The following is a 21,797-nucleotide window of genomic DNA, read 5'->3' on the forward strand; positions in this document are numbered from 1 at the left end:
AGGACACGTCTTTTATCTAAATACTGTCAGCGAATCGGGGACCGGTGTGAGCCCGATCAGTCAAGGATAAAAGGTATCCCCTTTGAGTGTGGAACTGAACCTGTTCAGTAAGTTCCACCGTTTCGCCTCCGTTATCAGGCTCTTAAGTGGTAATCCGTTTTTCAGGGTTGCTAGTAGGGTGGTACCGCGAGTTCAAGCCAACTCGTCCCTATCAGGGGATGTGTTTGGCTTTTTTTGTACGCAAAATTCAGATAAGTGAGGGAATGCCAGATGGAATACAAAGATACGTTATTGATGATGAAAACGGAATTTCTAATGCGGGGAAACCTGCCGAAACGTGAGCCGGATATGCAGGCACGTTGGAACGAGATGAACCTGTATGAAGCCGTCCAGGAGAAAAATGCCGGCAAGCCGACATTCATTCTTCATGATGGTCCTCCTTACGCTAACGGAGACATCCACATGGGACACGGATTAAACAAAGTCTTAAAAGACATCGTCGTCCGTTACAAGTCGATGAACGGGTTCCGTTCTCCGTATGTACCGGGTTGGGATACGCACGGACTTCCGATCGAAACAGCGCTTCAAAAAGCGGGTGTCGACCGGAAGTCGATGTCGGTCGCAGAATTCCGTGAGCTGTGTGCCAAATATGCATTAGAGCAAGTCGATCACCAACGGGAACAATTCAAGCGTCTTGGTGTTCTCGGTGACTACGACAATCCATACATCACGTTACAACCGGAATTCGAAGCGGCACAAATCCGTCTGTTCGGTGATATGGCGAATAAAGGATACATCTATAAAGGGAAAAAGCCGGTCTACTGGTCGCCGTCTTCGGAGTCTGCTCTCGCAGAAGCAGAAATCGAATATCAGGATAAACGTTCGGCTGCAATCTATGTGGCGTTCCAAGTCATGGACGGAAAAAACATCCTGGAGCCGACAGATCATTTCGTCATCTGGACGACAACACCTTGGACGATTCCGGCGAACCTCGGGATCTCTGTCAGCGGTGAGTTGACGTATGCTCGGATTGAGCACGAAGGAAAAGGCTATATCGTCGCCGAAACACTCGTACCGGAAGTCATCGAAGCCCTCGGCTGGGAAGGTGCGACGATTGGTCGTGTCTTCGACGGAGCCGACTTTGAATACATCAAAGCGAAACATCCGCTCTATGACCGCGAATCACTTGTCATGCTCGGCGATCATGTCACGGCAGAAGCGACGGGTGTCGTTCATACTGCGCCTGGACACGGGGAAGATGACTTCCGAATCGGTCAAGCGTACGGTCTTGATGTCCTTTGTCCGGTCGACGACAAAGGGGTCATGACGGCAGAAGCACCTGGTTTTGAAGGATTATTCTATGAAGATGCCAACAAAGAAATCGGTGTGGCACTAGAAGAAGCCGGTGCATTGTTAAAACTGTCGTTCATCAAACACTCGTATCCGCACGACTGGCGGACGAAAAAACCGGTTATCTTCCGGGCGACACCACAGTGGTTTGCTTCGATCAAAGATTTCCGGGCGGAGATCCTCGATGAAATCAAAGAAGTTCAGTGGGTACCGGAGTGGGGCGAAACACGTCTTCACAACATGTTCAAAGACCGCGGAGACTGGGTCATTTCCCGTCAACGCGCGTGGGGTGTCCCATTGCCGATCTTCTATGCTGAAGACGGTACGGAAATCGTCACACCGGAAACAATCGACCACATCGCCAATCTGTTTGCCGCTCACGGATCAAATGTCTGGTATGAGCGCGAAGCCGTTGATCTGTTACCGGAAGGCTTTACGCATCCGGCAAGCCCGAACGGCATCTTCAAAAAAGAGACGGATATCATGGACGTCTGGTTCGATTCCGGCTCATCCCATGCCGGTGTCCTCGCGACACGTCCGGAACTCGAGCGTCCGGCTGACTTGTACCTGGAAGGGTCTGACCAATATCGCGGATGGTTCAACTCGTCTCTTTCGACATCCGTCGCAACGACAGGGAAAGCACCTTATAAAGCGGTCGTCAGTCACGGATTCGTCCTTGACGGTCAAGGGCGGAAGATGTCGAAATCAATCGGAAACACGATTGCACCAATCCAAATCATGCAACAGTTCGGAGCGGAAATTCTTCGTCTTTGGGTGGCTTCCGTCGATTATCAATCAGATGTCCGTGCTTCAATGGACAACTTCAAACAAGTATCGGAATCTTACCGGAAAATCCGGAATACGGTTCGCTTCCTGCTCGGAAACCTCGACCAGTTCGATCACACGACGCACCGTGTGGCATTTAAAGACTTGCCGGAATCGGATCGCTTCATGCGGACGAAACTCGATCAACTTGTCGGTAAAGTAAAGGCAGCGTACGATGCGTACGACTTCATGGCGGTCTATCAACTGTTGCATAACTTCTGTGTCCTGGACTTGTCTTCGTTCTATCTCGATTACACGAAAGATATCTTGTACATCGAAAAAGAAGATGCACCGGCGCGTCGTGCCGTTCAAACAGTCATGTATGATACCGTCGTCACATTGTTACAACTGATGGCACCGGTCTTACCGCATACAGCCGACGAAGCGTGGGAATTCGTTCCCGGCGTCGAGACGGCGAGTATTTTCTTGACGGATCTTCCGGAAGCACCGGAAATGACGGAAGAAGGTCTTGCATTGATCGCGAAATGGAACAGTTTCCTCGTCTTCCGCGATGATGTCCTAAAAGCACTCGAAGAAGCACGTGCCGAGAAACTTGTCGGGAAAACGCTCGAAGCGAAACTCCTGCTTGCACCGAATGACGAAACGAAAGCGTTGCTTGCGACAATCGATCACCTCGAACAACTATTGCAAGTTTCGCAAATCGAGTTTGTCGCTTCGGCCGAGAAATCGTACGGAACGACAGGCATCACTGTTCTGAAAGCAGACGGCGAAAAATGTGAACGCTGCTGGACATATTCGACTGAACTTGGACAAGATCCGGCTCATCCGACACTTTGCCCACGTTGTACTGAAGTCGTCAATTCTTTATAATGAATCAGGGAGGGGCAGCTACGGCGACTTCGTAGCGGTCCCTCATTATTTTTGGATGTGGAGGAAAAAAGAATGTGGCTTTACTTAGCGATTGCTGCTGTACTCGTCGGAGTGGATCAATTGACGAAATGGATCGTCGTCCAACAGATGACGATTGGTCAAGCGATTGAGATCATTCCCAATTTCTTTTATTTAAATTCATACCGGAATCGTGGTGCCGCCTGGGGAATGCTTGAAGGGAAATTCGGTTTTTTCTTCGTCATTACGCTGGTCGTCGTCATCGGGCTGATTTATTTTCTTTACAAAGAAGGCACAAAAAACAAAGTATTTGCTTGGAGTGTCGCCTTGTTACTCGGCGGTGCGGTCGGAAATTTCATCGACCGGATGGCCCGTGGAGAAGTCGTCGACTTTTTTCATTTTTATCCGTTCGGGTATAATTTCCCGATTTTTAATGTCGCAGACGTCAGTTTGACGTTTGGTGTTATTTTGATGCTGATCAGCGTCATGTTTGAAGAGCGTTTGACTAAGAAGGGAACGATTGATTAAATGAATGAACAAAATGAATGGGCTGTTAAAGCCAATGGTGCTACCGGTCGAATTGATAAATGGTTAGCTGAACAACAAGACTGGTCCCGGTCACAAGTCCAGGACTGGTTAAAAGCGGGTCACGTCGAAGTAGACGGACGGATCGTGAAACCGAACTACAAGATGTCTGGAACAGAAGAAATCCTTGTTCGCATCCCAGAAGCGGTCGAGCTTGAAGTCCTACCGGAAGATATCCCGCTGGATGTCGTCTATGAAGACAGCGACGTCATCGTCATTAATAAACCAAAAGGGATGGTCGTGCATCCGGCAGCCGGTCACGTATCGGGAACACTCGTCAATGCCTTGCTCCATCATTGCCAGGATTTGTCCGGCATCAACGGCGTCAAACGTCCGGGGATTGTCCACCGGATCGATAAAGACACATCAGGTCTCTTGATGGTCGCTAAAAATGATTTGGCTCATGAATCGTTGGCGCAACAATTGAAAGACAAAACGACAGAGCGTCTTTATATCGCACTGGTCCACGGCGAGATTCCACATGAACTCGGGACGATTGAAGCACCGGTCGGCCGTGACAAAAATGACCGTCAGCGGATGACGGTAACAGATAAAAACTCGAAAGCAGCTGTGACACATTTCCGTGTTCTCGAACGGTATGAAGGCTTTACGGTCGTCGAATGTAAACTCGAAACAGGACGGACGCACCAAATCCGTGTCCACATGCGTTACATCGGTTTCCCGCTTGCCGGAGATCCGAAATACGGCCCACGTAAAACGATGAAAATGAACGGTCAAGCGCTTCACGCTGCGGTTCTTGGATTCAAGCATCCGCGGACCGGCGAGATGTTGCATTTCGAAGCACCGTTGCCGGAAGAGATGACGTTTGAGATCAGCCAGTTGAAAAAACTTGAATTAGAGTCTTGACGTTTTTCTAATAAAACGGTAGAGTATCACCTAGAGAGCGATGCGAGACATCTGCCTCAAACAATCGGTCGTCCGCGTTGACGATCCTACCCATAGCACACCTTTAAACGAGTCCGGAGAGGCTACGAAAGGGAGACACTTCATTTGTGTAGATACGTGCAGTTTCGGCTGCCCAACACTTATTGTCTTCAACAACCTCCTGCGACTTAGCGCAGGAGGTTTTTTTTGCAGAAAGGAGCACCTCATGAAACCATCCGTCATTTTAGATGAAGCGGCAATCAGTCGTGCGTTGACACGCATCGCCCATGAAATCATCGAACGCAACAAAGGAATCGACCAACTGATGATTGTCGGCATCAAAACACGCGGGGAGACACTCGCCCGTCGTTTGGCCCGCCGGATTGAAGAAATCGAAGGAAAGCCGGTCTTGCTGGGTGTCGTCGACATCTCGATGTACCGGGATGACTTATCGAAAAAAAGTCTCGAGCCGGAAATCAAAGGAACGGATATGCCGGAGACGGTGACCGGAAAAATCATCGTCCTCGTCGATGACGTCCTGTACACCGGACGAACCGTCCGCGCCGCAATGGATGCGCTCGTTGACCATGGTCGCCCGAGTATGATCCAGCTCGCAGTCCTCGTTGACCGGGGACACCGGGAACTGCCGATCCGCCCGGATTTCATCGGGAAAAATGTCCCGACCTCACGTGAAGAACAAGTTGTCGTCGCTTTATCCGAAGTCGATGACGCTGATCAAGTATTCATCAAACGTTAAACACAAATACCTTTAACGTGGTCCAGAGAGACCAGAAAGGGAGTTATCCTCATGCAAACACACAAACCAGTTCTCGATGTACAAGAACGACCAAAACATCCTCTTCAGTGGCTGATGCTCAGCCTCCAACATGTCTTCGCGATGTTTGGCGCGACGGTCCTAGTTCCGTTATTAACGGGATTAAACACATCCGTCGCCCTCGTCGCAAGCGGAGTCGGCACGTTGATTTTCCTCGCCGTCACCCGCTTTAAAGTTCCGACGTACTTAGGTTCAAGTTTCGCTTATATCGTCCCGATCATTGCCGTCAGTGAACGCTGGGGTGTCGAAGACGCACTTGTCGGCGGAATGGTTGCCGGACTTGTCTACGGAATCGTTTCCCTCGTCATCACGTATACAGGTGTCGGCTGGTTAATGAAACTGTTGCCGCCGGTCGTCATCGGCCCCGTCATCATGGTCATCGGATTATCGCTTGCTCCAACAGCCGTCAACATGGCAATGAACGGAGCGGACGGGAAGTACAACGGTACCTTCCTGCTCGTCGCCTTGACGACACTCGCTGTCACCTTGCTTGCGATGACGTACTTTAAAGGAATATGGAGTACCGTCCCGATTCTGTTCGGTATCCTGACCGGATATCTGGTCGCCGTCGCTGCCGGGATTGTCGACTTCACGTCACTGAAACAAGCGAGCTTCTTCCAGGTGCCGAACTTTACGGTGCCATTCCTCGACTACTCGCCGACACTAAACTGGGCGGCACTTGCGCTCATCGTTCCGGTCACACTGGTCACATTGACAGAGCATATCGGAGAACAAAAAGTGACATCACGGATTATCGGGCGCGAGACGCTTCTTGATCCGGGGATGCACCGGACGGTTCTCGGGGATGGCCTGGCGAAGACGATTGCCTCGATCCTCGGCGGTCCGCCGGTCACGACGTATGGTGAAAACAACGGCGTCATGGCCATCACCCGCGTCTACAGTGTCTTTGTCCTCGGAGGCGCAGCAGTTCTTGCCATCAGTTTTGGTTTCCTCGGCTATGTGGAAGGGTTCATCAAGACGATACCGACACCTGTCATGGGCGGCATCAGTATCCTGTTGTTTGGGGTCATCGCCTCGAACGGTCTGCGGACACTGGTCGAAAGTAAGGTCGATCTTGCCGATAAACGAAACCTGACGATCACAGCGGTCATTCTGGTCATCGGGATTGGTGGAGCTGCCCTCAAAATCGGCAACTTCTCGCTTGAAGGTATGGCACTGGCCACGATCTTAGGAGTCCTTCTGAATTTGATCTTGCCGAAAACAAAGGTCGAAACGGCAGAACACGAACAAGAAATACCACAATCGAAACGAGCAGCTAACGACTTTTAAGACGTTCCAGAGAGAACGATAAAGTGGAGGCCCTTCAGAAACAGGTGGCGACATCTGTCTTCTTCAGCGCACCTTCACATCAGAAGGTGCGCTTTTTTGCGGCCCAAAGGAGAGAATAACATGCAGACACGACAACGGATTGCCCATTTTACGAGTCTTGACGCATTAGCGACAGAAGACATCGAACAGTTGATTGAGCGGGCACTGCAGCTGAAACAAGGCGCACCTGTCCGACCGCTTCCGACGAAAACCGTCGCCAACTTATTTTTCGAACATTCGACACGGACTAAATGTTCGTTTGACATGGCGGAACATCATCTCGGACTGCATGTACTGCCGTTCGAAACGGCAACTTCATCCGTCCAAAAAGGGGAAACGTTGCTGGATACGTGCAAAACGTTACAAGCAATCGGCGTGGATGCCCTCATCATCCGACACGGAGAGACCGGTTATTATGAACCATTACAACAACAGTTGTCGATTCCAATCATCAATGCCGGAGACGGCAGCGGGCAACATCCATCGCAATCACTGCTCGATTTGATGACGATGTATGCGGAATACGGTCATGTCAGCGGAAAAACGATCGTCATCTGCGGTGATCTCCGGCACAGTCGGGTTGCCCGTTCAAACGCACACGTCTTGCAACGCTTAGGAGCGACCGTCATCGGTTCCGGACCGAGGGAATGGTTTGACGAGACGATGGGTATCACCTACCGGGAGATGGACGAGGCGGTGGCGACGAGTGACATCATCATGCTGCTCCGAGTCCAGCACGAGCGGCATACGGATGGCCGTCCGTTTGCAGCGAAAGAGTACCACGAACGGTACGGATTGACGGAACAACGGATGAAGCGCATTCGACCGGAAGCAATTGTGTTACATCCGGCACCGGTCAACCGTGGTGTTGAGATTGCCGACGAATTGGTGGAGCATCCACAATCACGTATCTTTGATCAGATGACGAACGGTGTGTTTGCCCGAATGGCGATTTTGGAACGGGCATTTGAGACAGCAACGATAAAGGAGATGATCTAAAATGGCGATTCGAATTGATCATGCAACATGGTATAAAAACGGGGAACTGCAAAAGTCGAGTATTCGCATGGAGGACGGGGTCTTTACGGATCTTGATGCGACACCACTTGAAACGGATCAGGTGATTGATGCCATGGGATACACGGTGGCACCTGGATTTGTGGATGTTCATGTTCATTTACGCGAACCGGGCGGCGAACATAAAGAGACGATTGCGACCGGAACAGCGGCAGCGGCAGCCGGCGGATTTACAACGATTTGTCCGATGCCGAATACGCGACCGGTTCCGGACGACCGCGAGACGCTGGATGCGCTCTTTAAAAAGATTGAAGAAACGGCATCTGTCCGTGTTTTCCCTTATGCGGCGATTTCAAAAAATCAGCTAGGGCAGGAACTCGTCGCATTTGAACAACTGACTGATGCCTTTGCCTTCACGGACGATGGAGTCGGCGTCCAAAGTGCCGCCGTCATGCGGGAAGCGATGACACGTGCTGCCGCCGTCCCAAAAAGTATCATCGCCCATTGTGAAGATGATTCGCTGAAAGCAGGCTGTGTCCATGAAGGGGCATACAGTGCACGGGAAGGATTGCAGGGAATCCCGTCACTTGCAGAAAGCATTCATATCGCCCGGGATGTCTTGATTGCGGAAGCGACCGGCTGTCATTATCATGTCTGCCACGTCTCGACAAAGGAATCCGTCCGGGTCATCCGGGATGCGAAACGGGCGGGAATTCGGGTGACGGCAGAAGTTACGCCGCACCATTTAGTATTGACGGAAGACGATATCATCGGACGCGATCCGAACTTCAAGATGAATCCACCGCTTCGGAGTGAAGCGGATCGCCAAGCGTTGCTTGCAGGACTGCAAGACGGAACGATTGATTGCATCGCGACAGACCATGCGCCGCATGCCGCGGAGGAAAAAGCACTCGGCATCGAACGGGCACCGTTCGGGATTACTGGATTTGAAACGGCCTTTCCGTTGCTCTATACGAAACTGGTCGAAACCGGCATCTTTACGCTGAATCAGTTGTTCGACTGGATGTCACGTAAACCGGCCGATTTGTTTGACTTACCGTTCGGACGGATTGAAATCGGGGCGCCCGCCGATCTTGTCCTGCTTGATCTCGAGACGGTCCGGACGGTACAACCGGACCAGTTCCTCTCAAAAGGAAAAAATACTCCGTTTGCTGGAGCAGCACTAACCGGTTATCCGGTCTTGACATTCGTCGGTGGAGAAATCGTATTCAAGGGGGAAAAAGCACATGTCTAAACGGACGTTGATTTTAGAGGATGGAATGGTATTTGAAGGAGAAGCGTTTGGTTCAAGCGAGGTGACGATGGGAGAGGTTGTCTTCCAGACCGGGATGACCGGATACCAGGAGATGTTATCCGATCCGTCTTACTGCGATCAAATGATTGTGTTAACGAATCCTTTGATCGGCAACTATGGAATGAACCGTGACGACTATGAAACGACCCGGCCGCTTGCGAAAGCACTGATTGTCCGGGAAGTCTGTCACACGCCATCGAACTTCCGCTCGCAGACGTCTCTTGCGACAGCTTTGGAAGAATTCAACATTCCCGGATTAACCGGCATCGATACGCGGCAACTGACACGACATCTGCGGTCAAAGGGTGTTATGCGGGGATTGCTCGTTGACGGTACGTACGATTTGACCGAGCAACTGGAGCGGCTCAAGCAAATGGCGCTTGCGACCGATCAGGTAAAACGGGCTTCGACGGAACGGGCCTATGTCATTCCAGGTGCCGGTCCGAGAATCGTCCTGGTCGATTTCGGCGCGAAACTGGGCATTATCCGCGAGCTCGTCCGACGCGGCTGTGAAGTCGTCGTCGTTCCGCACGACGTGACGGCAACAGACGTCTTGCGTTACGTCCCGGACGGTGTGATGTTATCAAACGGTCCCGGGAATCCGAAAGATGTCCCGACCGCCATTCCCTTGATTCAGGAACTGACGGGACAAGTCGTCATTTTCGGTATCTGTCTCGGTCATCAACTGATTGCCTTAGCACATGGCGCAGACACATTTAAGCTGCCGTTCGGTCACCGGGGAGCGAATCATCCAGTCGAAGATCTTCGGACGGGACAAGTCAGCATCACATCACAAAATCATGGATATGCCGTGGAGGAACAGTCGCTTGCCGGCTTGAATCTCAAGTTGACGCACCGGGCGATCAATGATGGAACCGTCGAAGGAATCCGCCATACGACACACCCTGTCTTTTCGGTCCAGTATCATCCGGAAGCCTCTCCCGGACCGATGGATGCCAATGATTTATTCGATCAGTTTTTAACAGAAATCACGAACCAACAGGAGGTCTCTCATGCCTAAACGTCAAGATATTCAAAAGATTCTCGTCATCGGATCCGGTCCAATCGTCATCGGACAAGCAGCAGAATTTGATTATGCCGGAACACAAGCCTGCCAAGCCCTGAAAGAGGAAGGGTACGAAGTCGTTCTCGTCAACTCGAATCCGGCCACCATCATGACGGATCCGACTGTAGCGGATCGGGTCTACATCGAACCGTTGCAAGCAGAGTTTGTTGCCCGCATCATTCGGAAAGAACGTCCGGATGCGTTACTCGCGACACTCGGCGGACAAACGGGACTGAATCTCGCCGTTGAACTGGATCGACTCGGTGTGCTCGCCGAATACGGCGTCGAACTGCTCGGGACGAAACTGACGGCAATCGAGGAAGCGGAAGATCGTGATTTGTTCAGAAAATTGATGTTTAAACTCGGACACGGTGTACCGGAAAGTGAAATCGTGCATACAGTCGAAGAAGCCGAGCAGTTCTGTGCGAAGATCGGTCTGCCGATCATCATTCGACCGGCCTATACACTCGGTGGAACCGGCGGCGGTATCGCCGAAACGATGGATGAGTTCATCCGGATTGTCGAAGGTGGACTGAAAGCCAGTCCGGCGACCCAAGTCTTGCTGGAAAAATCGATTGCCGGCATGAAAGAAGTCGAGTTCGAAGTCATGCGGGACGCGACGAACCAGGCAATCATCGTCTGTGCGATGGAAAACTTTGATCCGGTTGGTGTCCACACGGGGGATTCAATCGTCTTTGCCCCGACACAAACGTTATCCGACCGTGATTATCAGATGATGCGGAATGTATCGCTTGATATCATCCGTGCACTCGGAATCGAAGGCGGATGTAACATCCAGTTCGCACTCGATCCGGTCAGCTTCACGTATTATGTCATTGAAGTCAATCCGCGGGTCTCACGTTCGTCAGCACTGGCTTCAAAAGCGACGGGGTATCCGATTGCCAAACTGGCTGCCAAGATCGCCGTCGGGTATGCCTTATCCGAATTAAAAAATCCGATTACGGAAACGAGTTTTGCCTCGTTCGAACCGGCACTCGACTATGTCGTCGCCAAAATTCCCCGCTGGCCGTTTGATAAATTTGAATCGGCCGACCGGACGCTCGGTACCCAGATGAAAGCGACAGGTGAAGTCATGGCAATGGGCCGGACGATGGAGGAAGCTTTGCTGAAAGCGGTTCGTTCGCTTGAAATCGGACAAGCGGACTTACACATGAACCGTTTTGCCGAGATGAATGAAGCCGACCTGCACCGTCATATCATCAAAGCGACAGATGAACGCCTGTTTGCCCTGTATGCCGGCATCGAACGTGGTCATACCGTCGAACAATTGCACGAATGGACGAGCATCGACCGGTTGTTCCTGGAAAAACTGCAGCATATCCACCGGATCGAACAAGACATCGTCAAGCAGGGATTGACATCGGAACGTCTCCGCCATGCGAAACGTTACGGTTTCAGTGACCAGATGCTGGCCCGGATCACGCAACAGACCGAGTCAGCGATCCGGCAGATCCGCAACGAATCCGGACTCCATCCCGTTTATAAAATGGTCGACACGTGTGCTGCAGAATTTGCATCCGACACACCGTATTACTACGGGACATACGAAGTCGAAAATGAAGCGGTTCCGACGACACGATCGTCGATTCTTGTTCTCGGTTCCGGACCGATCCGGATTGGACAAGGGGTGGAATTCGATTACGCCACCGTCCATTCGATCCAAGCGATTCGCGAAGCCGGATACGAAGCCATCATCGTCAACAATAATCCGGAGACGGTTTCAACCGATTTTTCGATTTCCGACCGGCTCTATTTTGAACCATTGACGACGGAAGACGTACTCGAAGTCATCCGAAACGAACAGCCAATCGGTGTTATCGTCCAATTCGGCGGTCAGACGGCGATTAATCTCGCGGAATCACTGGAAGCCGAGGGCGTGAAGATCCTCGGAACGTCACTTGAAGATCTCGACCGGGCAGAAGACCGGAAACAGTTTGAAGCAGCCCTGACACAGCTCGATATTCCGCAGCCTCCCGGAAAAACAGCCGTTACAGTCGCAGAGGCAACAGCAGCGGCAAGCGAGCTTGGCTATCCCGTCCTCGTCCGCCCGTCGTATGTCCTTGGTGGACGCGCGATGGAAATCGTCTACGGAGAACAAGAACTGGAGCATTATATGAAACATGCCGTCATCGCCTCACCGGAACGTCCGGTGCTCGTCGACCGTTACTTGACGGGAATGGAGCTTGAGGTGGATGCGATTTGCGACGGAACAGATGTCGTCATACCGGGCATCATGGAACATATCGAACGGGCCGGCGTTCACTCGGGTGATTCGATCGGGGTCTATCCGCCGCAACGGGTACCGCAAGCGATCAAGGCGTTGATTGTCGATTACACGACACGCATTGCCAAGGCCTTCCGGATCAAAGGATTGCTCAATATCCAATTTGTCTTTGCTGACGGAGAACTGTATGTGCTGGAAGTCAACCCGCGGGCAAGCCGGACTGTTCCGTTCATCTCAAAAGTGACAGGGTTGCCGGTGGCACGTCTCGCGACGAACGTCATCTTAGGCGATACACTTGCGTCTTACGGATTGACGAGCGGTGTTTTACCGGAAGAAAAACTGGTTTCTGTTAAAGTACCGGTCTTCTCCTTTGCGAAGCTGAAAGAAGTGGATCCGTCGCTTGGACCGGAGATGAAGTCGACCGGCGAAGTCATCGGAACGGACCGGACACTTGAAAAAGCCCTCTACAAAGGACTGCTTGCTTCCGGAATGGCGATTCCGGAACACGGCCGGGTGCTGCTGACAGTCGCGGATCAGGACAAACAAGAGATGCTTGATCTCGCCAAACGCTTTACGGCACTCGGGTTTACGCTGCTTGCCACGACCGGAACAGCCAGTGTCCTGGAAGAACACGGATTGCGTGTTCAAGTCGTCGGCAAACTCGGTTCGGAACAAGGATCGATGCTCGAATGGATTGAAAAAGCAGAAGTCGAATATGTCATCAATACGATGAGCCGGGATTCACAAGTCACGAAAGACGGTTTCATCATCCGCCGGGCGGCAGCAGAAAACAATGTCGTCTGCCTGACTTCTCTCGATACAGCGGAAGCGTTGTTGCGGGTCATTGAAAGTCTGTCCTTTGAAGCGAGCGCGATTCAGCCGTTCGATTATATGAAAAAGGCGGTGACTCGATGATTCAACTCCTGACAGTTGTTTCACGCCGGGAAATCGCAAAAGGCGCGACAGAGTTAATCTGTCGCCGGCCTGACGCGACGGCTATCGAACCAGGTCGATTCATGCATTTACGGGTTGGCCCATTGTTACGGCGTCCCATCTCGATTGCCAACGTGGAAGGAGATTTAATCACGTTTTTATTCAAAGAAATTGGTCAAGGCACAAAAGAACTGGCCCGTCTCCGTGCCGGCGATCAAATCGATGCGCTCGGTCCGCTCGGAAACGGATTTCCGGTCGAACACGTTGCGCGTGAGGCAAAGATCGTGTTGGTCGGGGGAGGGATCGGTGTTCCGCCGCTCTACTATACAATGCGTCGGTTGGTAGAACGGGGGATTGCCTGCGAAGCGATTTTAGGATTTGATACGGCAGACAGCGTCTTTTATGAAGCCGAGTTTCAAAAGCTCGGTCCGACGACCGTGACGACTGTCGACGGGACAGCAGGTATCGCAGGATTCGTAACCGCTGCGCTCGACAGCAGCCGGTTTGATACGTTATTCGCCTGTGGACCGGAACCGATGTTACGTTCGATCCAGCAGGTGCCGGTCGAACACAAGTTTTTATCGATTGAGAACCGGATGGGATGCGGTATCGGAGCCTGCTTCGCTTGTGTCTGTCCGACACCGGACGGGCATTATGTCAAAACCTGTTCTGATGGTCCGGTCTTCCGGGCGGAAGAGGTGATCCTATGAATCGTTTGCAAGTGGCGTTACCTGGTTTGAATTTGAAAAACCCGATCATTCCGGCATCCGGATGTTTCGGATTCGGCGAAGAGTTTGCCAAGCTGTATGACTTATCGGTGCTTGGCGGCATCATGATCAAAGCAGCGACCGGAGAAGAACGGTACGGGAATCCGACACCGCGTGTCGCGGAAAGCGGAATGGGTATGCTGAATGCGATCGGCTTACAAAATCCCGGAGTGGAAGGAATCATTGCACAGAAGTTACCATTCCTCCGTCAGTTTGATACCGAAATCATCGCAAATGTAGCCGGTTCAACGCCGGAAGAATACGAAGACGTCACAAGACGGATCAGCCGGGATCCGGTCGTCAAAGCGATTGAACTGAATATCTCCTGCCCGAACGTCAAGTCCGGCGGATTACAATTCGGAACAGATCCACAGATGGCAGCCGAGCTGACGAGACGTGTCAAGGCGGTTTCCGAAAAACCGGTTTATGTCAAATTATCGCCGAACGTCACATCGATCGTCGAGATGGCCCAAGCGGTTGAACAGGCGGGAGCGGATGGACTGACGATGATCAATACACTGGTCGGGATGCGGATTGATGTTCGGACGGGTCAGCCGATTTTGGCCAACCGAATCGGTGGTTTATCCGGACCGGCCATTAAACCGGTCGCCGTCCGGATGATTCACGACGTCGCCCAAGTCGTCACGATTCCCATCATCGGGATGGGCGGCGTCATGGAAGTGGATGATGTGCTGGAGATGATTTATGCAGGAGCATCGGCAGTAGCAGTCGGTACGGCCAATTTCGTCAATCCGTTCATTTGTCAGGAATTGATTACGGATTTACCAAAACGGATGGACGAGTTGGGCATCGACCACATCATGGATATCAGGGGGAAAGCATATGGAGCAACTTTACATCGCGCTTGATTTTCAGTCAGCCGATCAAGTCGAACGGTTTTTAGAAAAATTGGCACCACACCGGCCGGCACTTAAAGTCGGGATGGAGCTGTATTATGCGGAAGGTCCAGCCTTTGTCCGTCATTTGGTCCAACAAGGACATGATGTCTTTCTCGATTTAAAAGTCCATGACATTCCGGAGACTGCCCGGCGGACGATGCGTGTCATCGGTCAGCTAGGTGTTGAACTGACAAATGTCCACGCAGCAGGCGGGAAAGCGATGATGGAGGCAGCTCTTGCCGGATTACGCGAGGCGTCGCCCAAGACACGGCTGATTGCCGTCACCCAACTGACCTCAACGGATCAAGACATGTTAACCGATCTGATGATTCCGCATGCCATGGACGAAGTCGTTGCCCGTTATGCCCGCGAAGCTGACCAGGCCGGTCTTGACGGAGTCGTGTGCTCGGCTCTGGATACGACACACATCATAGCAACCTGCCGCTCCGGCTTTCAACTCGTCACGCCGGGAATCCGGCCGAACGGAACGGATGCGAATGACCAAAAACGGATTGCGACAGTAACGGATGCACGCCTTAACGGGGCAACGGATCTCGTCATCGGACGTGCCATCACACAGGCAAAAGATCCGAAAGTCGTTTATGAAGCACTGCTCTCAGAATGGAAGGGGATTAAACAATGAATCAACTCGCACAGGCATTACTTGAAATCGAAGCGGTCACGTTGGCACCGATGGCTCCTTATACATGGGCAAGCGGATTACGGTCTCCGATTTATTGCGATAACCGGCTGACATTGTCGAGTCCGGCGGTTCGGACTTTGATTGCCGACAAATTGGCGGAACGAATCCGCCCGTTAAACGCCGACGTCATCGCCGGGACGGCGACAGCCGGTATTCCGCATGCGGCGCTCGTCGCGGAACGACTTGGTCTCCCGATGGTGTACATCCGGGGAAGTGCCAAGGGACACGGGAAAGGAAATCAGATTGAAGGGCGTTTGCAGGCCGGACAACGTGTCGTCGTCGTCGAAGACTTGTTGTCGACAGGGATGTCTTCGATTGAAGCGACGCAAGCCGTCGAAGCCGCCGGTGCTTCGGTCATCCGGATTCAGGCGATCTTCTCTTACGGCATGACCCGACTGAAGGAAAACTTGACGGCCGCTGGAGTGGAAGCCGATGCTTTACTGACGTTCACGGAATTACTGGAGACGGCTGTCGAGACCGCCTATATTTCAAAAGAAGAGCAGGAAGGATTACAAACCTGGTCGATTGATCCGGTGAAGTGGAGTGAATCTTTCCTGATCGGAACGAAACAGAATTCATAATCAGGAAACTCACCCGAGCATGGCGGAAAAGATTCGATTCGTCCGTCATGTGTTCTTTTTTTTGATACACTGAAAACAAAGAAAAGGAGCTGTTTTCAGATGTTGACCCATTATCGTGATTATGAGAGTTTCAAACAGGTGGCGATTCCGTTGCTTGAGCGACGACCCGATGTCCATCAGTTACCGCTCGGGATACTCGAACGGGGAGATGTGCCGATTTTAATGGCGATTGCGGAAGAAGGGGACCGGACGATCGTTGTGCTGCAAACGATTGAAGAACAGGCCATCTTATCAGGTGATGTCTTTACATACGAAGGAATCCGAAAATTATCGCGGATTTTAAACTGTCCCGGATATGTCGGAGAGCGGGCGATCATCGAGCCGTTGCTTGCTTCGCACAGTCCGTTTCAAGTTAAGATGGATCAAGGGATTTATACATTGACGACGGTCATTCCTCCTGTGACGCTTGACTACGAATTCCGATTGATCGAGGAACGGTTTGCACCACAGGCTGTTGCGTTCGGTTGGTCGTTCATACAGGAGACCGGTGCCCTGCCGGCGACGGAACGCAGTCGTTTGAAGAATGAGCAAACGATACGTAAACACATTGAAGCCGAAACATTATTTGGTTTGTTTGACGGGGAACAGTTATTGGCAATGGCTTCATCGAGTCGGCCAACTGCTTCCGGTGTGACGATTTCCTATGTCTTCACCCCACCAAAATGGCGAAAACAAGGGATTGCGTCTTATCTCGTGGCCTGTCTGTCCGAACATCTGTTACAACAGTATCCGATGGTATCGCTCTACACGGACTGGTCCAATAAAACATCAAACAAAATCTATCAGGCAGTCGGATTTGAACTCGCCGGACGTTCCATGCAAATCACGAAACGTCCGAAATACCAATGACCGGCTGACGACATACAAACAAAAAGCAGAGATACTCTCCTTGAATGAAGGAAAATATCTCTGCTTTTTGTATACAGATTTTAGAATGTTGCGATGAGCTTTCCGCGGACATGTCGTTCAGACAGCCGCTGTAAGCCTTTGACGAGATCTGCCGCCGGAATCTCTTCCGTAACGAGCGGGTCCAGTTCTTTTGCAGCAACCAGTTTCAAAAGCTCATCTGCCATATGACCGAGATTCCGGATGGCCCGGTCGTCTTCGCTTGCATAAGCAGCAGCGAGTGCGACTTCATGGATGGATGGTGAGAGCGTAAACGGTTTAACGACCGATTGATCGGGACCGCCGGCGATGAAAGCCAGTTGTCCGGAAAAAGCGAGTCGTCCGAGATCAGCGGTCGCTTCATCTCGACCTACTGTATTGAAAATCAGATCCGCACCACGACCGTCCGTCCAGTCGCGGATGACTTCCGTCACATTTTCTGTTTTATAGTCGATGGCAAGATCAGCACCAAGCTTCTTGACCCAGTCATGATTCTCTGTCGAGGCCGTCGTCGCGACGGCAAGTCCGAGTCGTTTCGCGAGCTGAATCCCGATTCCGCCGACACCACCGGCTCCGGCATGAATCAGGATGGTCTCTTTACCTGTCGTGTTCATCTTTTGAATGATGGCTTCATAGGCTGTCATACCGGCGCAGAGAATGGCAGCTGCCTCCGAAAAGCTGACAGCATCCGGAATTTTCGCCAACGCACGGGCATCGACGACGGCATATTCCGCAAATGCCCCGTTTTTTTGAAGATTCGTATGAACGGCGATACGTTCTCCGACTTTGATACCCGTGACATTCGGTCCTGTTTGTTCGACGATACCGGTTAAATCGACACCCGGCACATGCGGATACGTCCAGGCCGGATTTTTGATTGCTTTGTAATCGACGGGGTTCAAGGCAACTGACTTGACGCGGATCAACGCCTGACCTGCACCGGGCGTCGGCGTTTCGATCTCCTCGAACGTCCATTGATTAATTGCTTCACCTGTGTGGTTTAACCATGCTTTCATCATTAATACGCTCCTTCCGAATACGTCAGTTCATATGAGTGGGAATACAGTTCGACCAGGTTACCGAACGGGTCTTCGCAATAGACCATCCGGTAAGGTTTTTCACCCGGATAATATTCGCGGATCGGCATCCGTTGTTTACCACCATGGGCAACAATTTTTTCGACCATGCCCTCGATATCCGGATCCTGAATGGCGTAATGAAAAATGCCGGTCTTCCAGAATTCGAAATTGTTGTCTGGTTGTTCATTGTTCGGGAATTCAAATAACTCGATTCCGACCCGGTCGCCGGTCGCCATATGAGCAATCCGGAATTTTCCCCAGCCGGCTCCAAAGACATCCGTACACATGACCCCGATCGGTGAGTCATCCTCGACGACGTCCGACGGTTCCATGATGATATACCAGCCCATCACCTCCGAGTAAAATGAGATAGCTTGTTCTAGATTCGGAACAGACAGTCCGATGTGTGAGAAATTACGTGGGTACGTCATAACATCCAACTCCTTTGCTTTTTGGTTTACGATTACGATAACTTACGATACACTCGACTGCATAGTACGCACTTTGAAGTAACTACCTGAAGGAGAGACAAAAGCAATGACGACAGAACAGTTCCCAGTCAATCGGGCGCTCGCCATCATCGGCGGAAAATGGCGTCCACAGTTATATTGCACGTTAGAAGATGGTCCGAAACGTTTTTTAGAGCTGCAACGCGCAATTCCCGGTATTTCACGGAAAGTGTTGACCGATCAATTGAAAGAACTTGAACGGCTCGGAATGGTCGAACGGATTGAATTCGACGAAGCTGTCTTACATGTCGAGTACCGGTTGACAGATGCCGCTTGTACGCTGCAACCTGCGATAAAAGGTTTATGCGCCTGGGGAGAAGGGAACTAAATTCTTTGTTGATACCACTAATCTCAGGAGGTCCTTTTAGATGAAACTGACTTATCACGGGCAGTCTACTGTCACGATCGAAACGAACGGGCACCACATCGTCATTGATCCGTTTTTCAGCGGCAACGATCAGGCGATGACAAAACAGGAAGACGTCAAAGCAGACTTTATCCTGTTAACGCATGCGCATGCCGATCATATGCTGGATGCCGAAGACATCGCCAAAGCGACAGGCGCGACGATTGTCGCGACACATGAACTGGCGACGTACCTGAGCTTTAAAGGATTGAATGTTCATCCGATGAATCTCGGCGGACAGTTTGAGTTTCCGTTCGGAAAAGTCAAAATGACGCAGGCGTTCCATTCTTCAAGCATCATCGATGAAGAAAAACAGACGATCACGTACATGGGAATGCCGGCCGGCTTCTTATTGACGATTGAAGATAAAGTCATCTATCATGCGGGAGATACGGCACTGTTTGGTGATATGGCGCTCTACGGTGCACATTACGACATCGATCTTGCGTTCCTGCCGATCGGTGATAACTATACGATGGGTCCGGATGATGCCTTGGTGGCAGCAGACATGTTGCAGGCGAAAACGGTTGTGCCGGTCCATTACGACACGTTTGATCTCATCAAGCAGGATGCCGCGGCTTTCTGTGCGAATTTGGAAGCGCAGGGCCAAACCGGTCAAGCCTTGAAAATCGATGAGTCAATCGAACTGTAATTAACAGTGCAAACCAGTCAGACCGGTTTGCACTGTTAAAAACGAATCATTCTTCCGGAAGCTTGGAAAGAATGATTCGTTTTTTGTCATGCTCCATCTTCCGCCCGATGGTATTATGTGAACAATTTCGTATGATAAAGAAGGAATGTTGACAGACGAATCATAAATTCGGAATAATGGGAGAGAATTGGATGGAGGTAGACCAATGGAGGAGAACACAAGCAGAACAGAACGAAAGCGGAAACAATCATCGTTTACGCGACTAAAAGACAAACGGCGGAAAATGACGGCTTCATTCGACCGGATCGGTGCCCGTAAACCGATTCGCCGCCCGCTCATCGTCTACGGTTCGGTTATCTTAAGTCTGATGATTTTATATACGGTGACCTTATTTTTGACGACGGATTCCTTATCAAGGGGAGAAGCGTTTAAAACAACAAACCGGTATAAAACGCTTCAGATCGACGCACCGAACGGTACAATCAACTTTGTCCGGAGTACGGACGGAAACGTTCAATTGAAATTGGTTGATAGTGCGTCAAGTCAAAAACGATTAAAGATCGGGACGTCAGGAAATACATTGACAGTGACAGGGCGAGACGGATTTGCCGCACGACTCGGGAACCGTCCGAGTGAGAAGCCGGGTGATTTTTCGATTCAAGTCGGATTACCGAACTACATGAATCGAATCGATGTTGACGCTCGGTCCATTAAAGGAATGGGTGTGTATGCGAAATCAATCCGGATGTCGGCTGAGATGATGGATATAAACAAAATGGATGCCGACGATATCGTCCTGACAGCTCAAGGTAACGTCAAAGCAACGAATATGAATGCCGTCCATGCGGAAGTAACTGCAGAATCGGTTAACTTATCCGAATACGGTGCCAAACTGGATTTATCCGTCTCGACGATTGACGGCCCAGTTCGATTGAAACCAACAAAAGCGGCCGGAACGATTGCCGTAACGACGGAAGGTGACATCAAAGCTTCAGACCGGTATACGAAACGAAAAGACGACGATACCGCTTTATTTGAGTTGTCGAAACAAGAAAAACCGGAAGTGACTGTCGAGAGTGAAGTCGGGCAGGTGACGCTCGAGTGAAATTCCAATTTCGGATTGGTCTCCGGACAATCAAGACCGGAATCGCTGTAGCGATTGCCCTCAGTTTTTCTTGGTATGTCTTCGGAATTTATTCCGGTATGGGAGCGGTTGCCGCAATCGTCGCCATGCAACCGACGATTCACCGGTCGTTTAAAATCGTCTTCAACCGGATTTTAGGAACGATTCTCGGTTTAGTCTGTGGACTCGCGGTCGTCGCGACCCTCGGAGCGAATCCATTGACGATCGGGTTGGCCGTCATCGTGTCGCTTGTCTTCAACTCGATGATTGGGCGGACCGACATGTCGACGTTTGCCGCTTTTGCGATCGTGCTGATGTTTGAAAGTCCGACAGCTGACTATGTCCATTACGCGTTGACGCGGTCATTATTGACGGTCGTCGGTGTCTTATCCGCTGTCGCCGTCAACTATATCGTCTTCCCGCCGCACTACGAAGACCGCTTGTTGTTGTTCGTCAAAAAGACGACCAAACAATTGATGGAGGACTGGCGCAGTCTGGTCAAAGACGATGCGAAATTACTGACGGTCCGTAAACAGGTCTTAAAACATGAGGAAATGATTATCATGCTGCAGGAGGATCAGAAATATCCGCTTGTCGCCAGCGGTCAGAGTAAAGCATTCATTCAATTGAAGCAGCTGGTTGATCTGGAGGACAAACTTCTGTTACTGCTTGAAAGTATCGCCAGTCATCGCGACTTGCCGATGTCGGACGAACAGGAGAAGATACTCGGACAAGAAATCGATTTTCTGCTCAGCCATCATTATGATGTGATTTTTTCACACGACCGGGATCAGCCGATGTTCAGCTTTGACCAGGAAGTCAGTGAAGTGGACGATATCATCAACGGTCATTTGCTCGATTACCGAGAACAGCTGGAAAAAATGAAATAAAAAAACGTC

20 protein-coding genes and 1 other annotated feature (1 of these 21 running past the window's edge) are annotated in these 21,797 nt (G+C 51.1%); of the genes, 18 read left to right on the plus strand and 2 right to left on the minus strand.

Annotated features, from left to right (window positions below; genetic code table 11):
* Positions 1–213, plus strand: a binding site (T-box leader) (it extends 15 nt beyond the left edge of the window).
* A 57-nt stretch (positions 214–270) separates the two neighbouring features.
* The 14 genes from ileS (at position 271) to KNQ07_RS01510 (ending at position 17,093) form a co-directional block, all read left to right on the plus strand.
* Positions 271–3,006, plus strand: a complete 2,736-nt coding sequence (gene ileS / locus KNQ07_RS01445; protein ID WP_012370821.1) for an isoleucine--tRNA ligase — start codon at positions 271–273, stop codon at positions 3,004–3,006.
* 72 nt (positions 3,007–3,078) lie between these two features.
* Complete coding sequence (gene lspA / locus KNQ07_RS01450; protein WP_012370820.1) at positions 3,079–3,552, plus strand: signal peptidase II; 474 nt, start codon at positions 3,079–3,081, stop codon at positions 3,550–3,552.
* Positions 3,553–4,476 (plus strand): RluA family pseudouridine synthase, encoded by a 924-nt coding sequence (locus tag KNQ07_RS01455; RefSeq protein WP_012370819.1) that lies wholly within the window; start codon positions 3,553–3,555, stop codon positions 4,474–4,476. It abuts the gene before it with no gap.
* Between the two features lie 244 nt (positions 4,477–4,720).
* Entirely contained in the window at positions 4,721–5,251 is a 531-nt protein-coding gene (gene pyrR / locus KNQ07_RS01460; protein ID WP_012370818.1) for a bifunctional pyr operon transcriptional regulator/uracil phosphoribosyltransferase PyrR, read from the plus strand.
* A gap of 51 nt (positions 5,252–5,302) precedes the next feature.
* Positions 5,303–6,619, plus strand: coding sequence for a uracil-xanthine permease family protein (locus KNQ07_RS01465; protein ID WP_214763724.1), 1,317 nt, complete (start codon positions 5,303–5,305; stop codon positions 6,617–6,619).
* Positions 6,620–6,757: 138 nt separating this feature from the next.
* Positions 6,758–7,657 (plus strand): aspartate carbamoyltransferase catalytic subunit, encoded by a 900-nt coding sequence (locus tag KNQ07_RS01470; RefSeq protein WP_214764734.1) that lies wholly within the window; start codon positions 6,758–6,760, stop codon positions 7,655–7,657.
* A gap of 1 nt (position 7,658) precedes the next feature.
* A complete protein-coding gene (locus KNQ07_RS01475) occupies positions 7,659–8,930 on the plus strand; it encodes a dihydroorotase (protein WP_214763738.1) in 1,272 nt (423 codons plus the stop codon).
* On the plus strand, positions 8,923–10,011 hold the full coding sequence (locus KNQ07_RS01480; protein WP_214763745.1) for a carbamoyl phosphate synthase small subunit: 1,089 nt from the start codon (positions 8,923–8,925) through the stop codon (positions 10,009–10,011). The genes KNQ07_RS01475 and KNQ07_RS01480 overlap by 8 nt, the downstream gene beginning before the upstream one ends.
* Positions 10,004–13,216, plus strand: coding sequence for a carbamoyl-phosphate synthase large subunit (gene carB, locus KNQ07_RS01485; RefSeq protein ID WP_214763753.1), 3,213 nt, complete (start codon positions 10,004–10,006; stop codon positions 13,214–13,216). Before KNQ07_RS01480 ends, carB begins: the two co-directional genes overlap by 8 nt.
* A complete protein-coding gene (locus tag KNQ07_RS01490; protein WP_012370812.1) occupies positions 13,213–13,944 on the plus strand; it encodes a dihydroorotate dehydrogenase electron transfer subunit in 732 nt (243 codons plus the stop codon). The genes carB and KNQ07_RS01490 overlap by 4 nt, the downstream gene beginning before the upstream one ends.
* Positions 13,941–14,870 (plus strand): dihydroorotate dehydrogenase, encoded by a 930-nt coding sequence (locus tag KNQ07_RS01495; protein WP_214763763.1) that lies wholly within the window; start codon positions 13,941–13,943, stop codon positions 14,868–14,870. Before KNQ07_RS01490 ends, KNQ07_RS01495 begins: the two co-directional genes overlap by 4 nt.
* Positions 14,845–15,543: an orotidine-5'-phosphate decarboxylase gene (pyrF, locus tag KNQ07_RS01500; protein WP_214763771.1), complete on the plus strand. Its 699-nt coding sequence runs from the start codon at positions 14,845–14,847 to the stop codon at positions 15,541–15,543. Before KNQ07_RS01495 ends, pyrF begins: the two co-directional genes overlap by 26 nt.
* The gene (pyrE, locus tag KNQ07_RS01505; RefSeq protein ID WP_214763780.1) at positions 15,540–16,184 is read left to right on the plus strand and encodes an orotate phosphoribosyltransferase; all 645 of its coding nucleotides are present in this window, start codon (positions 15,540–15,542) and stop codon (positions 16,182–16,184) included. Before pyrF ends, pyrE begins: the two co-directional genes overlap by 4 nt.
* Before the next feature lie 99 nt (positions 16,185–16,283).
* Positions 16,284–17,093, plus strand: a complete 810-nt coding sequence (locus KNQ07_RS01510; RefSeq protein WP_214763783.1) for a GNAT family N-acetyltransferase — start codon at positions 16,284–16,286, stop codon at positions 17,091–17,093.
* An 80-nt stretch (positions 17,094–17,173) separates the two neighbouring features.
* On the opposite strand, the gene KNQ07_RS01515 is transcribed toward KNQ07_RS01510, so the two are convergent.
* Both KNQ07_RS01515 and KNQ07_RS01520 read right to left on the minus strand, forming a co-directional pair.
* Positions 17,174–18,145 (minus strand): zinc-binding dehydrogenase, encoded by a 972-nt coding sequence (locus KNQ07_RS01515; protein ID WP_214763794.1) that lies wholly within the window; start codon positions 18,143–18,145, stop codon positions 17,174–17,176.
* A gap of 2 nt (positions 18,146–18,147) precedes the next feature.
* On the minus strand, positions 18,148–18,639 hold the full coding sequence (locus KNQ07_RS01520) for a lactoylglutathione lyase family protein (RefSeq protein WP_012370806.1): 492 nt from the start codon (positions 18,637–18,639) through the stop codon (positions 18,148–18,150).
* A 106-nt stretch (positions 18,640–18,745) separates the two neighbouring features.
* On the opposite strand from KNQ07_RS01520, the gene KNQ07_RS01525 reads away from it, so the two are divergent.
* From KNQ07_RS01525 to KNQ07_RS01540, 4 genes are all read left to right on the plus strand, one after another.
* Entirely contained in the window at positions 18,746–19,045 is a 300-nt protein-coding gene (locus KNQ07_RS01525; RefSeq protein WP_214763801.1) for a winged helix-turn-helix transcriptional regulator, read from the plus strand.
* A gap of 40 nt (positions 19,046–19,085) precedes the next feature.
* Positions 19,086–19,775 carry a metal-dependent hydrolase gene (locus tag KNQ07_RS01530; protein WP_214763811.1) on the plus strand — a complete coding sequence of 230 codons (690 nt, stop codon included), beginning with the start codon at positions 19,086–19,088 and terminating at the stop codon, positions 19,773–19,775.
* A gap of 205 nt (positions 19,776–19,980) precedes the next feature.
* Positions 19,981–20,880 carry a DUF4097 family beta strand repeat-containing protein gene (locus KNQ07_RS01535; protein WP_214763827.1) on the plus strand — a complete coding sequence of 300 codons (900 nt, stop codon included), beginning with the start codon at positions 19,981–19,983 and terminating at the stop codon, positions 20,878–20,880.
* Positions 20,877–21,788, plus strand: coding sequence for an FUSC family protein (locus KNQ07_RS01540; RefSeq protein WP_012370802.1), 912 nt, complete (start codon positions 20,877–20,879; stop codon positions 21,786–21,788). The genes KNQ07_RS01535 and KNQ07_RS01540 overlap by 4 nt, the downstream gene beginning before the upstream one ends.
* Positions 21,789–21,797 lie beyond the last annotated feature (9 nt).

The sequence above is a fragment of the Exiguobacterium sp. s145 genome (genome assembly GCF_018618835.1).
GTDB lineage: Bacteria > Bacillota > Bacilli > Exiguobacteriales > Exiguobacteriaceae > Exiguobacterium_A > Exiguobacterium_A artemiae.

Bases quoted from the DNA above. Each gene is read 5' to 3' on its own strand.
- ileS (WP_012370821.1), top strand. From the start codon at position 271: ATGGAATACAAAGATACGTTATTGATGATGAAAACGGAATTTCTAATG.
- lspA (WP_012370820.1), top strand. From the start codon at position 3,079: ATGTGGCTTTACTTAGCGATTGCTGCTGTACTCGTCGGAGTGGATCAA.
- KNQ07_RS01455 (WP_012370819.1), top strand. From the start codon at position 3,553: ATGAATGAACAAAATGAATGGGCTGTTAAAGCCAATGGTGCTACCGGT.
- pyrR (WP_012370818.1), top strand. From the start codon at position 4,721: ATGAAACCATCCGTCATTTTAGATGAAGCGGCAATCAGTCGTGCGTTG.
- KNQ07_RS01465 (WP_214763724.1), top strand. From the start codon at position 5,303: ATGCAAACACACAAACCAGTTCTCGATGTACAAGAACGACCAAAACAT.
- KNQ07_RS01475 (WP_214763738.1), top strand. From the start codon at position 7,659: ATGGCGATTCGAATTGATCATGCAACATGGTATAAAAACGGGGAACTG.
- KNQ07_RS01480 (WP_214763745.1), top strand. From the start codon at position 8,923: ATGTCTAAACGGACGTTGATTTTAGAGGATGGAATGGTATTTGAAGGA.
- carB (WP_214763753.1), top strand. From the start codon at position 10,004: ATGCCTAAACGTCAAGATATTCAAAAGATTCTCGTCATCGGATCCGGT.
- KNQ07_RS01490 (WP_012370812.1), top strand. From the start codon at position 13,213: ATGATTCAACTCCTGACAGTTGTTTCACGCCGGGAAATCGCAAAAGGC.
- KNQ07_RS01495 (WP_214763763.1), top strand. From the start codon at position 13,941: ATGAATCGTTTGCAAGTGGCGTTACCTGGTTTGAATTTGAAAAACCCG.
- pyrF (WP_214763771.1), top strand. From the start codon at position 14,845: ATGGAGCAACTTTACATCGCGCTTGATTTTCAGTCAGCCGATCAAGTC.
- pyrE (WP_214763780.1), top strand. From the start codon at position 15,540: ATGAATCAACTCGCACAGGCATTACTTGAAATCGAAGCGGTCACGTTG.
- KNQ07_RS01510 (WP_214763783.1), top strand. From the start codon at position 16,284: ATGTTGACCCATTATCGTGATTATGAGAGTTTCAAACAGGTGGCGATT.
- KNQ07_RS01515 (WP_214763794.1), bottom strand. From the start codon at position 18,145: ATGAAAGCATGGTTAAACCACACAGGTGAAGCAATTAATCAATGGACG.
- KNQ07_RS01520 (WP_012370806.1), bottom strand. From the start codon at position 18,639: ATGACGTACCCACGTAATTTCTCACACATCGGACTGTCTGTTCCGAAT.
- KNQ07_RS01525 (WP_214763801.1), top strand. From the start codon at position 18,746: ATGACGACAGAACAGTTCCCAGTCAATCGGGCGCTCGCCATCATCGGC.
- KNQ07_RS01530 (WP_214763811.1), top strand. From the start codon at position 19,086: ATGAAACTGACTTATCACGGGCAGTCTACTGTCACGATCGAAACGAAC.
- KNQ07_RS01535 (WP_214763827.1), top strand. From the start codon at position 19,981: ATGGAGGAGAACACAAGCAGAACAGAACGAAAGCGGAAACAATCATCG.